Source organism: Streptomyces coffeae (genome assembly GCF_016741875.1).
Classification (GTDB): domain Bacteria; phylum Actinomycetota; class Actinomycetes; order Streptomycetales; family Streptomycetaceae; genus Streptomyces; species Streptomyces coffeae.
In genome coordinates this window covers 1-13,716 of the sequence record NZ_JAERRF010000017.1, presented here as the reverse complement: position 1 = coordinate 13,716, position 13,716 = coordinate 1, and the positions used below count along the sequence as shown (strand labels likewise).

The following is a 13,716-nucleotide window of genomic DNA, read 5'->3' as shown; positions in this document are numbered from 1 at the left end:
CTGCCGCAGGTCAGGGATGTGGTGCGGAGGGCTAACGCGTGCGGTAGCGGATACCGAGGGCGGCCGGGGTGAACCGGGTGACCGCGGTGGTGGCCAGCCCCTCGCGGGTGCCCCGGAACACCCAGAAGCCACCGGTCCCGCCGCGTCCGTAGCCGGGCGCCGTGGCGATCACGTCGTCGTGCCCGTCCCCGTCGACATCGAGCAGCGGGGGCTGCGGGGCGAAGGCGTCGAAGCCGTAGGGGGTGTGGCTGCCGGGCACACCGGAGGTGTCCAGGTCGATGGTCTGGGCCCGCTCCCGGCCGTTGCCCTTGCCCTCGTCCTCGTCCTCGGGGTCGCTGGTGGGCGGGGTGTAGCGGCCGTCCTTGCCGCCGAGCCCGGAGCCGGGCAGCAGGGTCAGCCGCCCGCCGCCATGCCCTTTCTCCGGGGCGGCCACCACCAGATCGGGGCGGCCGTCGTCTGTGACATCACCGACGGCCGGGGTGGCGCCGAAACCGTCGTCGCCCCGCGGTTCCCCGGGAACGCCGGGGGCGGACTGGTCCAGGAACCAGTCGGAACGCCCCCGGCCCAGACCGGACTTCGCACCGTGGACAACGGTGAGCCCGCCGGAACGCTCCGGTGTCCGGGCCGGGTTCCCGCCGCTGTCCCCGTCCGTTCCGGTGGGCCGGACGACCGGGCCCTCGCCGGGCGCGAGCAGATCGTCGATGCCGTCGTCGTCCACATCCCCGGCCGCGGGCTCACCCGGCCCGTCCGCGGTCTCCAGGGCGTGGATGAGGCGCGCCTCGGGCCGGCTGTCCCGGACGAGCCCCTTGGCGCCGCCCCGGTAGTGGACCACGGGTGTGAGGTCGGCGGGGGCGGTGGCGGTCGGGTCCCGCTCGGCGTCCTGCCGGTAGGTCAGCACCAGATCGCTGCGCCGGTCGCCGTCGAAGTCCCCGGCGGTGGCGCTGGACGGAGCCTGGTCGTGGTCTGTGGTGGGTTTGCCGTGCTGTGTGCCGTGGGCGCGCGGGAGGGGGGTGCTGCGGGCGGGCTTGCCGGTGCCGGCGTCGAACGGGCCGTACAGCACCCGTGCCGTACCGGTGCGGCGGGTGTTCCCGGCGGCGAGCAGATCCGGCGCCCCGTCCCCGTTGAAATCCCCGGTGGCCAGCGCGGTGAGCCCGTCGCCGCCCAGGGTCCGCGGACGTCCCAGCCCCTTGGGGCCGCCGCGCAGCACGACCGTCTGTCCGGTCCGTTCGGCGTCGGGGGTGCCGCCGTGCGCCCAGCGTGCGGTCACCAGGTCGGTGAAGCCGTCGCGGTCGAGGTCGACGCGGAGCAGCGGGCCCGCGTAGTCGTCCTCGGGTCCGTCGACGACCAGGCGTCGGTGCGGATCCAGACCGCGGGCGGATCCGTAGACCACCGCCAGTCTGCTGGGCAGTGGGCCCCGGGAGACGCTGGTGGGCCGGACGGTGGTGGCGAAGTCGTCGTAGCCGTCGCCGTTGAAGTCCCCGGGCGAGGCGACGCGGCCGTTCGCGGGCGAGCGCGAGGCGCGGGCGCCGCCGCCGTCACTGCATCCGGCGAGGAGGACGACGGCAACGGCGGTCGCGGTGGCGGTGGCGGCATGGACGAACGAACGCACAGCGGCACCTCATGGGCGGTCGACGGCTTCGGACGACTTTCGCGAACAACATCTTCCAGGGGCAAGGACTCCACGGCGGACGAACGGGTTGCCTGGGCCCGAATCGGCCCCCGAAATCGGCCCGGCAGGTTCGGTGCGACCCCACCGTTCCGGGCACGGGATGTCGGGTGCGGCAGGGTGGGTGATCCCTAGCGTGAGTGACCGGAAAGAGGAAGGAGGCCAGGAGTGCTGGAGCAGCTGAACCAGGCCATGGACCACATCGAGGACCGTCTCGACCAGGCCATTGACGCGGCCGAGTTGGCGCGGATCGCCGTCACGTCGGAATACCACTTCCGGCGGCTGTTCTCCGCGCTGGCGGGCATGCCGCTGTCCGTGTACATCCGCCGTCGGCGGCTGACGGTCGCGGGCGCCGAGGTGCTCGCCGGACAGCGCACCCTGCTCGACATCGCGACGCGCTACGGCTACGGCTCGGGCGAGGCGTTCGCCCGCGCGTTCCGCGCGATGCACGGCATCGGTCCGGGCGAGGCCAGGCGTGACGGCGCGGCTCTGCACTCCCAGCCACGGATGTCCTTCCGCCTCATCGTCGAAGGGAGCAGCAGCATGCGGTATCGGATCGTGGAGAAGAAGGAGTTTTGGGTGGTGGGCAGGAAGGCCCGCATCCCACTGGTCCACGAGGGGCTCAACCCGGCCATCGTCGACTTCGTACGGAGCATCGGCCCGGAGACCCTGGCCCGTCTGGAGGCGCTGAGCGACCAGGACCCGCGGGGGATCGTGGCCGTGACGGACAACGCCGACGAGAGCCGCGCCGAGGGGACCGAACTCGACTACTACCACGCGGTGGTGACGGGAGAGGGGACGGCGCGGGCCGGCAACGTCGAGGACCTGGACACGCTCGCCGTCCCGGCCGGGACGTGGGCGGTGTTCGAGGTCTCGGGCGAGTTCCCGCAGGTGATCCAGTACCTGTGGCGGGATGTGTTCACCCAGTGGTTCCCGTCCAACCCGTACCTGAGCAGGCCCGGCCCGGAGATCCTGCGGACCCGGCCGTCGGAGGACGGAAGCCACGGGGACGCGGAGCTGTGGATCCCCGTGGAGCCCGCCACCGCGGACTGACGGCACAGAGCCGTGCGGGGCGGCGTTCGGGAGAACGCCGCCCCGCACGGCCACCGCTCACCCTCACTGGTCGCGCCGGTGCACCACCTCACTGGTCGCGCCGGTGCACCACGGCCACGGTGAGCCCGGCCGCGGCCAGCGCCCAGACCGCGTAGACGATCCACGCGCCACCGGTCGTCCAGGGGTACGGGACCGAGGGCGAACCGAACTCCGCCAGCCGCAACCACGCGCTGAGGAGCAGGGCATGGTCGATGACGGCGCTCCAGTGCTTGCCGTCGCCGAAGACCAGCGGCAGCACGAAGAGTGTCGCCACACTGGCCACCAGGGAGGTCCCGGCCTGCCGGAACACGGCGCCGAGTGCCATGCCGACCAGCGCGGACACCGGCGCGAGCAGCGCGGACGCGCATGGTCGCCGCCGGGGACGGCCTGATCGCCCCGAGCGTCACCCGCCGCCTCATCAAGGAGTTCGCCGTCCGCCCCGCCCCGCGGGACCCGCGCCCCATCGAGGGCATCACCGATCGCGAACGCGAGGTCCTGACCCTCGTGACCCGACTGCTCGCCAAACTCGCGGCCCGCGACCGGGTCCAGCTGGTGATCCTGGCCTACGAGGCGGGCCTGGTGGCCCCGACGCGTTAGCCGTACGCGAACGTATCGGGGTGCCCCCTGACGCCGCAGCGCGCATCCCGGCAGGCACCGATCGGCGGAACGCTGTGAGCAGAACCAGCGATTTTCTGAAGCGGCCGAGCTACGCACCGCCGCGCTTCCCCCGGTACGCATACCTATTCCCCGTTAGATCGGATCGTCAGATATTTCGCCTTTTGGCTCCTCTGGAGGAATCACATGCGTATCAAGAAGGCAGCTCTCCTGGCTGCGGCGTCCGCCACGCTGGTGCTGGCCGGCGCGGGCAGTGCGGCCGCGTACGGCGCGCCCACCGGCGGCTACGGCCGCAGTGCCAGCAGCGACGGTGACCTCACCCTCATCTTCCAGAGCAACGAGTGCGAGACCACCACCGGCGACAACTGGTCGAACGGCTGGCTTGGTGACGGCGGTGACATCAACAACACCACCAACTGCATCAACTCCGTCGGCGGCTGACCGCCGACACAGTTCGGCGGCTTCGGTCGCCGAGGCGTGGCGCTCCCCTCAGCCTTCCGGGCTCGAGGGGAGCGTCGGCCGCGTCAGCCGGTGGTGCCAGCGTCGGCAGAGTTCGACGGTGATCGGTTCGAAGAGCTCGGGGGTCGAGATCTCGACGAGGAACCGGGTCAGCAGGTCCACCTGGCGCCTCGAAGTCCAGGTCTTCCAGGAACTCCACCGCTTGGGCCCAGTCGGTCAGCTCGTCCGGCCGGGCCCGGCCGGTGAGGAGCGACGAGGACGGGCACGCGGCGCGAACACCACCCCGCCCCAAGGGGGATACCGAACGCGCACCCGGCCTGTCAGATGCCGGAGTACGAGTGCTTCCCCGAGACGAAGATGTTGATGCCGTAGTAGTTGAAGAGGAAGCAGGCGAAGGCGATCAGCGCCAGGTAGGCCGCCTTGCGGCCCTTCCATCCCGCGGTGGAGCGGGCGTGCAGATACGCGGCGTACGCGACCCAGGTGATGAAGGTCCAAACCTCCTTGGGGTCCCAGCCCCAGTAGCGGCCCCAGGCCGCCTCGGCCCAGATCGCGCCCGCGACGATGGCGAAGGTCCACAGCGGGAAGATCGCCGCGTTGATCCGGTACGCGAACTTGTCCAGTGTGGCCGCGGACGGCAGCCGGCTCCAGAACCGGGCCAGCTTGGTCTCCTCGCTGTGCGGGAGTCCGGCTTCGTAGCGGTCCCGGCACAGGTAGAGCACCGCGGAGACCGCGCCGAGGTAGAGCGCCCCGCCCGAGACCATGGCGCAGGAGACGTGGATCCACAGCCAGTACGAGTGCAGCGCCGGGACGAGCTGGTCCGAGTCGGTGTACAGCACCGAGACGGCCAGGCCCAGGTCCAGCAGGATGGTGGTCACCATGAACAGGCCCAGCCAGCGGACCGGCTTCTTCAGGGCCAGCAGACCGAGGTAGACGCCCACCGTGATCGCGCCGAAGGTGGTGGAGAACTCGTACATGTTCGCCCAGGGGGCGCGCTGCACGGAGGCGCCGCGCGCGATCACGCCCATCGCGTGGAACGCCCAGGCCAGGGTGGTGAGTCCGATGGCGATCCGGCCGAGCACATCCCCGCGTTCGGAGTCTCCGGCCGCTCCGGGGCCGTCCTCGATACCGCGGTCCCCGGGACCGGTCCGTACGGTGATCCGGGGGCGTTCGAGCGTCGCCGCTCCGCCCCGGCCGCGCTCGGCGGAGACCGTAGCGGCCCCGCTGGCCGCCTCCTTGGCCGCCTCCCCGGCGGCCGGTTCGGCGTCGGTGAGCGCGCGGGACTGCACCGCCACCCGGCTGCGAGTGCCGAACGTCCACTCGCCGATGTGCGCCAGGAAGGCGAGCGTGTAGACGGCCATGGCCGAATAGATCAGGTAGTTGCTGAGTTGGGCCAGATTCTCGTTGACTGATGCGGCGACGGTCATCACGGACTCTCCTTCTCGCGACAGTCGGATAACTGCGGGGAAGACCGGGCGGTTGCGGCGGCTTCCGTGCGGTTGACGACTACGGGGATCCCGGTGCGGGACGGAGTGGCCAACGGGTGTCCGGCGCGGTGCGGCGGGACGGGCGTGGCGAGTGGCTGCGGAGATCGTGACGCCACGGGACGGGGCCGCGAGGGCCCGCCGTCCGCGGGCGGGGTGCGTAACGACACAGCGGTTGATACTCCAGCCGTAGTTCGTGATCTGCTGGTGGAGGTGCACGGTCGCTGTGGCGTCGCGGGTGCTGCACACACCGTCGCACTGCTCGGGTCGCGGCCGCTGGCTACAGCGTAGGACCTGCCGCGCGCGCGTCCGGAGCCAGCCCCCTCCCCGGCCGTTCGACGCCTCCAAGCATCCGGTATCCCGGATTCCGTTCAGTGTGCCGGGATATGCCGGGAATCCAATTCGCCAAGCACGCGACCCACTTGACGGACTCACGGGCGGGGGCTCGAGTTCAACATAGTTGAACATAACAATGGTTGACGCCGGTACCCGCGGGTCATTAGCATGCCAGGGCGACTTAGCTGCCGTGGACAGCTTGTGACCGAAGTCGACACGGTGGCGGTTACGGGGTGATGGGGCGCCCATCACGGGGGAACTTTCTGGGGGATTCTCTGGTGCTCAGTGCGTTCAAGCCTGCCGTTTACCCTCTGACTACGGCTCAGCAGCGGGTGTGGTCCGCCCAAAAGCTGGATCCCACGAGTCCGCTCTACAACATCAGCGCTTATGCCGAAATTCGAGGGCCGCTCGAGCGCACCGTGTTCGAGCAGGCATTGCGGCATGTGGTCGAGGAAGCCGAAACCCTCCGCGTGCGCTTCGGCGAGACCGGCGGGCAACCATGGCAGGAGCTCGGCCCCGCCCCCCACCAGCCGCTACGTTTCCCGGACCTGAGCGGGGAGGACGACCCCCGGCGCCGCGCCCGGGAGATGATGACGGCGGACCTGTACGAGCCGATCGATCTCGAGTCCGGCCCGCTGTTCTTCCATACGCTGTTCCAGGTGGGCGCGGACCATTTCCTTTGGTACATGCGCATGCACCACATCGCGCTCGACGGTTATGGCTACAACCTCGTCGTGCAGCGCGTCGCCGACTGCTACACGGCACTGGCCGCCTCCCAGGAGATACCGCCCACGCCGTTCGCGGGCTTAGGCGAATTAGTCCGGGCGGACGCCGACTACCTCTCTTCCGAGGACAGCGACCGCGACCGTGAATACTGGTGCGGCCGGTTCGCCGACGGCACCGGGGCACTGAACCTCCCCGACCGGTCACCGGGATTGTGGCCGGATTCGATGCGGCACTCGGCCCGGCTGGACGCCGACCTGTTCGCCGAAATCCAAAGGGCCGCCCGAGAAGCCCGAGTCACCTGGCAGGCCACACTGACCGCGGCTGTCGCCGCTTACCTCCGGCCATTCCGCGGCGAAGGCGACGTCATTCTGGGCTTCCCGGTGACAGCACGCCGTGCCGACGCCGCCCGGACCACCCCGGGAATGGTCTCCAACGTACTGCCGCTCCGTCTGGATGTCCGGGCCGACACTCCGTTCGACGAACTCCAGCGCCGGACCGCGGGCGAGATCCGCGAGCTCCTGCGACACCAGCGCTACCGCGGCGAAGACCTCCGCAAGGACCTCGGCCTGGGCAGCGGCACCCGGCGGATGTTCGGCCCCGCCGTCAACTTCCTCCCGCTCCAGCAGGACCTGCGTTTCGGGGCGTGCACCGCCGAGGTGCACAGCATGTCCAGCGGCCCCACCGACGACCTGGTGATCACCTTCGACGGAGGCACCGAGAACAGCGGACTGCGGGTCAGCTTCGACGGGAACCCGGCGGCGTTCGGCGAGGAGGACATCGCCGACCACCGCAGGCGCTTCGTCCCCTTCCTCCGCTCGCTCATCGCCGCTCCGAGCCGGGCGGTGGGGCGTACCGGAGTGCTCGACGCGGCGGACCGGAGCCGGGTGCTGGCCCGGTTCAACACCGCGCGCACGGAAGCCGGTGACGCCGGTGACGCCGGTTCAGCGGCTGGAACCCCAGGCGTCGCCTCAAGCCCTGTCGCGCGCGCCCTGCCCGCGCTGTTCGAGGCGCAGGTCGCCCGCACCCCTGACGCCGCCGCACTGACCTGGCAGGGCCAGACCCTGTCCTACCGCGAGCTGAACGCGCGGGCGAACCGGTTCGCCCATGAGCTGATCGCGCGCGGCGCGGGCCCCGAGCGCCTGGTCGCCCTGGTGCTGCCGCGCTCGGCCGAGCTGGTGGTGGCGGTTCTCGCGGTGCTGAAGTCCGGCGCGGCGTACCTCCCGATCGACCCGGACGCCCCGGCCGCGCGTATCGAGGCCGTCCTGAAGGACGCCGGCCCGGTGACCGTCGTGGACTCCTCGGCGGCACCCGGCGATAGGGCCGGCCGGCCGGACACCGACCCGGTGGACGCCGACCGCGCCGCCGCGCTCCGTCCCGACCACCCCGCGTACGTGATCTTCACCTCGGGTTCGACCGGGGAGCCGAAGGGCGTGGTGGTCTCCCACCGCAATGTCACACGCCTCTTCGCCGCCACCGCCGAGGAGTTCGGCTTCGGCGACCGCGATGTATGGACGATGTTCCACTCCTACGCCTTCGACTTCTCCGTGTGGGAGCTGTGGGGCGCGCTGCTGCACGGCGGCCGGCTGGTCGTGGTGCCCCCGTCGGTGGCCCGCGCCCCCGAGGAGTTCCGGGCCCTGCTCGCCGAGCAGCGGGTGACCGTGCTCAACCAGACGCCTTCGGCGTTCTACGAGCTGATGCGGGCCGACGCACGACAGCCGCGGACGCCGTCCGCACTGCGCCATGTGATCTTCGGTGGCGAAGCGCTGGCCCCCGGCCGGCTCGCGGAGTGGTACGCCGGGCACCCCGACGACCGGCCCCGGCTGGTGAACATGTACGGCATCACCGAGACCACCGTCCATGTCACACACCGCGCCCTGACCCGCGAGACCGCCGCCCAGGACCCCGGCAGCACCATCGGCTCGCCCCTGGCGGACCTGCGCGCCTATGTGCTGGACGCCGGGCTGCAACCGGTGCCGCCCGGTGTCGTCGGAGAGCTGTACGTGGCCGGTCCCGGGCTGGCCCGCGGCTATCTGGGCAAGCCGGGGCTGACCGCCGGCCGGTTCGTCGGCTGTCCGTTCGGCGCGCCCGGCGAGCGCATGTACCGCACCGGAGACCTGGCCCGCTGGACCTCCGATGGGCTGCTGCGCTACGAGGGCCGCGCCGACCACCAGGTCAAGATCCGTGGATTCCGTATCGAACTCGGCGAGATCGAGGCCGAACTGGTCCGGCATCCGCAGATCGCCGCGGCCACCGTGCAGCTGCGCGAGGACCAGCCCGGCGACCCGCGCCTGGTCGGCTACGCGGTGCCGCGCGAGCCCGGCCTCGACCCCGCCGAGGTGCGGGCGTACGTGGCGCGCTCGCTCCCCGGGTACATGGTCCCCGCGGCCGTCGTCGTGCTGGACGCCCTCCCCCTGACGCCCAACGGCAAGCTGGACCGTGCGGCGCTGCCCTCGCCGGTGTGGGACGGACAGGGCACCGGCCGCGCCCCGCGCACGCCGCGGGAGGAGACACTGTGCGCGCTCTTCGCCGAGGTGCTGGGGGTCGAGCGGGTCGGCACCGATGACAGCTTCTTCGACCTGGGCGGCCATTCGCTGCTGGCCACCCGGCTCACCGTACGGATCCGCGCCGAGCTGGGCGTCGAACTGCCGGTCGCCGCCCTGTTCGAGACCCCGACGGTCGCCGGCCTGGCCGGCCGGATCACCGGCACGGCCACGGCGCGCCCGGCCCTCGTCCCACAGCCGCGCCCCGATGCGCCGCCGCTGTCGTACGCCCAGCGCCGGCTGTGGCTGCTGCACCAGGTCGAGGGCATCGGCTCGACCTACAACATGCCACTGGCACTGCGGCTGACCGGCGAGCTGGACCGCACGGCGCTGCGGGCCGCGCTCGAGGACGTGGTGGCCCGGCACGAGTCGCTGCGCACGGTGTTCCCCGAGAGCGGGGGCGAAGCCCACCAGCGGGTGCTGGACGGCGTCGCCATGCCGCTGCCGGTCACCGGGACCGACGGCGCCGGGCTGGAACGGCTGCTGGCCGACGCCGCCACCGCGCCCTTCGACTTCACCCGTGATCTGCCGCTGCGCGCCTCCCTGTTCGCGCTCTCACCGGAGGACCACGTCCTGCTGCTGGTGCTCCACCACATCGCGGGCGACGGCTGGTCCCTGGCACCGCTCGCCCGCGACCTGAGCACGGCCTACGCCGCCCGCGCGGGCGGATCCGCCCCCGGCTGGGCGCCGCTGCCGGTGCAGTACGCCGATTACGCCCTGTGGCAGCGCCGGCTGCTCGGTGACGAGGCCGACCCGGAGAGCCTGGCGCACCGGCAACTGGCCTACTGGCGCTCCGCGCTGGCCGGACTGCCGGAAGAGATCGCCCTGCCCACCGATCACCCCCGCCCCGACCGCTCCGGCCATCGCGGCCAGGCGCTACCGGTTCGCTTCGACGCGGAGCTGCACCGGGCGCTCGACCGGCTGGCCGGTGAACGCCGGGCCACGCTCTTCATGGTCCTGCAAGCCGGTGTGGCCGCGCTGCTGACCCGGCTCGGCGCGGGCACCGACATCCCGCTGGGCACCGCCGTGGCCGGCCGCGGCGACCAGGCGCTGGACGACCTCGTCGGGTTCTTCGTCAACACGCTGGTGCTGCGCACCGACACCTCCGGCGACCCCGCCTTCGCCGAACTGGTCGACCGGGTGCGCGACACCGACCTGGAGGCGTACGCACACCAGGACTTCCCCTTCGAGCGGCTGGTCGAGGTGCTCAACCCGGACCGCTCGGTCCACCGTCAGCCGCTGTTCCAGGTGCTCGTGGTGGTGCAGAACACCCCGAAGTCCGGCTGGGACCTGCCCGGCCTGGAGATACGCACCGAGCCGAGGCACCCCGGCGGCGCCAAGTTCGACCTGTCGCTGGACCTGACCGAGACCCGCGACGCCGACGGCCGCCCTCAGGGGCTCGAGGGCTACCTCGAGTACAGCACCGACCTGTTCGAAGAAGAGACCGTCACCGCGCTCCTGGGGCGGCTGGAGCGCCTGCTGAGCGCCGCGGCCGCCGCCCCGGACCGGCACATCGGCGATATCGACCTGCTCACCGCCGAAGAGCACACCCGGCTCACCGCCGGAGGGGACGGGGACGACACCACCGGCCGAGCCGTGCCGCGGCTCACCATGCCGCGGCTCTTCGAGGCCCAGGTGGCTCGCACCCCCGACGCGCCCGCTCTGCTCTTCCCCGGCGTCGAACTCTCCTACGCCGAACTCAACGCCCGTGCCAACAGGCTGGCCCGGCTGCTCATCGACCGGGGCGTCGGCCCCGAGGACGTCGTCGCGCTGATGCTGCCCCGTTCCGCGGAGCTGGTGGTCGCCGTCCTGGCCGTCGGCAAGGCCGGGGCCGCCTATCTCCCGGTCGACCCGGAGTACCCGGCCGAACGCATCCGCTTCCTGCTCACCGACGCCGCGCCCGGCCTGGCGCTCACCACCGCCGAACTCGCCACCGCGCTCCCCGACGGCACTGCCCACCTCGCCATGGAGGACACGGCGCGGCTCGCCGGGGAGCGGGGCTTCGCCGCGGACGATGTGCGGGACGCCGAGCGCCGCTCGCCCCTGACGCCCACCCACCCCGCGTACGTCATCTACACCTCCGGCTCCACCGGTCTGCCCAAGGGCGTGGTCGGCACGCACACCGGTGTGGCCGCGCTGCTCACCGCCCAGCGCGAACGGCTCGACGTCGGTCCGGGTGACCGCGTGCTGCAATTCGCCTCGTTCAGCTTCGACGCGGCCTTCTGGGAACTGGTCATGGCGCTGCTGTCCGGCGCCACCCTGGTCCTTGCCCCCTCCGACGCGCTGCGCCCGGGCACCCCGCTGGCCGGGCTCGTCGCCGACCGGCAGGTCAGCCATCTGACGCTGCCGCCGACCGTGCTGGAGGTCATGGAACCCGGTGACCTGCCGTCCGTGCGCTCCCTGGTGGTGGCGGGCGAGGCGGCCACGGGCGAACTGGCCGCCCGCTGGTCCCCGGGCCGGCGCCTGGTCAACGCCTACGGCCCCACCGAGACCACGGTCTGCGCCACCATGAGCGAGCCGCTGACCGGCGGCGCCCGGCCGCCCATCGGGACGCCGATCACCCAGGCGCGGGCCTACGTCCTGGACGAGCGGCTGCGGCCGGTGCCGCCCGGTGTCCCGGGCGAGCTGTACGTGTCCGGCGCCGGGCTGGCCCGCGGCTACCTGGACCGGCCGGGCCTGACCGCCACCCGCTTCCTGGCCTGCCCCTTCGGCGCGCCCGGCGAGCGGATGTACCGCACCGGGGACCTCGCCAAGCGCCGGGCCGACGGCACCCTCGTCTATCTCGGCCGCACCGACGACCAGGTCAAGGTGCGCGGTTACCGGGTCGAGCTCGGTGAGGTCGCCTCGGCGCTCACCGACCAGCCGGAGGTGTCCCAGGCCGTCGTGGTGCCCCACCCCGACCGCCCCGGACAGCTCGTCGGCTATGTGGTGTCGGCCGCGGCGGACGCGGCCGACACCAGCGTGCAGCGGCAGGTCGACGACTGGCAGGACATCTTCCAGGCCCAGTACGGCACCGACCCCGACGGGCAGGCGCCCGCACCGGCGTTCGGCGAGGACTTCGCGGGCTGGAACAGCAGCGTGGACGGCAAGCCGATCCCGCTGGAGGAGATGCGCGCCTGGCGCGCCGCGACGGTGGAGCGCATCCTCGAACTGCGTCCCCGCCGGGTGCTGGAACTCGGCGTCGGCAGCGGCCTGATCCTCTCCCAGGTGGCCCCGCACTGCGAGACCTACTGGGGCACCGACTTCTCCCCGGCCGTCATCGACACCCTGCGCCGGCGGATCGACGACGAGCGGCCGGAGCTGCGCGACCGGGTGGAGCTGCGGGCCCAGCCCGCGCATGTGCTGGATGGGCTTCCCCGAGGGTCCTTCGACCTCGTCGTGCTCAACTCCGTGGTGCAGTACTTCCCCAACCTCGACTATCTGCGCACGGTGCTCGCCGGCGTCGACTCACTGCTGACGACAAGCGGCGCCGTCTACCTCGGTGACATCCGCAACCTGCGGCTGCTCCCCCATCTGCGCGCGGTCGCCGAACGCCACCGGCTGGGCGAGGACGCCGATCCCGCTCGGCTGCGGCAGGCGGTCGAGCAGAGCGTGCCGGCCGAGAAGGAACTGCTGCTGGACCCCGAATTCTTCGCTGGGTCGGCGGGCGGTGCGGACATCCGGCTCAAGCGCGGTCGCCACCACAACGAGCTGACCCGCTACCGCTACGAAGTCGTCCTGCACCGGCGGCCCGGCATGGCCCTGGACACGGTCCCCGTCCTGGCCTGGCACAGCGGTGACGACCTCGGCACACTCGCCGAGCGGCTGGCCGCGCACCCCGGGCCGGTCCGGGTGACCGGCATCCCCAACGCCCGTCTGGGCGCCCCGGCGGCCCCGGACCCCGAGGACCTCCACGCACTGGCCGAACGCCTCGGACAGCGGGTGCTGATCACCTGGTCGTCCGAGCCCGAGGACGACAGCCTGGATGCGGTGTTCACCAACACCCCCGCCACCACCCCGGTCACCGGGGTCTACCGGGCCCGCGGTGGCGCTGTGCGTCCGGCGAACGACCCGGGGCTCGGCCGGCGGGCCGGTGCCCTCGTCTCCGATCTGCGCGCCCGGCTCCGGGACCGGCTGCCCGGCTTCATGGTGCCCGCCGCCGTGGTGGTGCTGGAGGCGTTGCCGCTGACGCCGAACGGCAAGGTGGACCGCAAGGCGCTGCCCGCCCCCGAGGCGGGGGTGGACAGGGCGGGGCGTGGTCCGCGGACACCGCGTGAGGAGGTGCTGTGCGGACTGTTCGCCGAGGTGCTGGGGCTGGAACGGGTCGGTATCGACGACAGCTTCTTCGATCTGGGCGGCCACTCCCTGCTCGCCACCCGCCTGGTCAGCCGGATCAGGTCGGTGCTGGGCACCGAGCTCACCATGGGCTCGCTCTTCGAGGCCCCGACGGTGGCCCGGCTGGCGGCACGCTTCGTGGAGGCCGGAACCGCGCGGCCCGCCGTGGTGGCGCGTCCCCGGCCGGACCGGGTGCCGCTGTCGTTCGCGCAGCGGCGGCTGTGGTTCGTGAACCGGCTCCAGGGCTCGAGCGCGCTCTACAACATGCCGGTGGCCCTGCGCCTGTCGGGCGCCGTGGACCAGCAGGCACTACGAGCCGCACTGACCGACCTGGTCCAGCGCCACGAATCCCTGCGCACCGTCTTCCCCGAACTGGCGGGAGACGCCCACCAGCAGATCATCGACAACCCGGCGGTGCCACTGCCGGTCATCGACGTGGCGGACCAGGACAGGCTGACCGAGCTGCTGCGGGAGGAGGTGGCAAAGA

7 protein-coding genes and 1 pseudogene are annotated in these 13,716 nt (G+C 72.2%); 4 read left to right on the top strand and 4 right to left on the bottom strand.

Annotation, left to right across the window (positions count from 1 at the left end; all coding sequences use genetic code 11):
- Nucleotides 1-31: 31 nt before the first annotated feature.
- Nucleotides 32-1,609, bottom strand: coding sequence for an FG-GAP and VCBS repeat-containing protein (locus JK363_RS25860; RefSeq protein WP_201877724.1), 1,578 nt, complete (start codon nt 1,607-1,609; stop codon nt 32-34).
- 225 nt (nt 1,610-1,834) lie between these two features.
- Here JK363_RS25860 and JK363_RS25855 point away from each other — a divergent pair, with 225 nt between their 5' ends.
- Nucleotides 1,835-2,719: an AraC family transcriptional regulator gene (locus JK363_RS25855; RefSeq protein WP_201877722.1), complete on the top strand. Its 885-nt coding sequence runs from the start codon at nt 1,835-1,837 to the stop codon at nt 2,717-2,719.
- Nucleotides 2,720-2,807: 88 nt separating this feature from the next.
- Here JK363_RS25855 and JK363_RS25850 read toward each other — a convergent pair whose 3' ends face one another.
- Nucleotides 2,808-3,083 carry a hypothetical protein gene (locus tag JK363_RS25850; RefSeq protein ID WP_201877720.1) on the bottom strand — a complete coding sequence of 92 codons (276 nt, stop codon included), beginning with the start codon at nt 3,081-3,083 and terminating at the stop codon, nt 2,808-2,810.
- A gap of 29 nt (nt 3,084-3,112) precedes the next feature.
- Here JK363_RS25850 and JK363_RS25845 point away from each other — a divergent pair.
- Both JK363_RS25845 and JK363_RS25840 read left to right on the top strand, forming a co-directional pair.
- A pseudogene (locus JK363_RS25845) lies at nt 3,113-3,355 on the top strand (DNA-binding response regulator); the annotation flags it as partial.
- A 204-nt stretch (nt 3,356-3,559) separates the two neighbouring features.
- Complete coding sequence (locus tag JK363_RS25840; protein ID WP_201877718.1) at nt 3,560-3,814, top strand: hypothetical protein; 255 nt, start codon at nt 3,560-3,562, stop codon at nt 3,812-3,814.
- 48 nt (nt 3,815-3,862) lie between these two features.
- Here JK363_RS25840 and JK363_RS43890 read toward each other — a convergent pair whose 3' ends face one another.
- The gene (locus JK363_RS43890; protein WP_268981094.1) at nt 3,863-3,994 is read right to left on the bottom strand and encodes a hypothetical protein; all 132 of its coding nucleotides are present in this window, start codon (nt 3,992-3,994) and stop codon (nt 3,863-3,865) included.
- Between the two features lie 158 nt (nt 3,995-4,152).
- Nucleotides 4,153-5,256 carry a c-type cytochrome biogenesis protein CcsB gene (gene ccsB, locus JK363_RS25835; RefSeq protein ID WP_201877716.1) on the bottom strand — a complete coding sequence of 368 codons (1,104 nt, stop codon included), beginning with the start codon at nt 5,254-5,256 and terminating at the stop codon, nt 4,153-4,155.
- A gap of 725 nt (nt 5,257-5,981) precedes the next feature.
- Here ccsB and JK363_RS25830 point away from each other — a divergent pair.
- Nucleotides 5,982-13,716, top strand: a 7,735-nt coding sequence (locus tag JK363_RS25830) for a non-ribosomal peptide synthetase (protein ID WP_201877714.1), incomplete at its 3' end; no start/stop codon positions are given.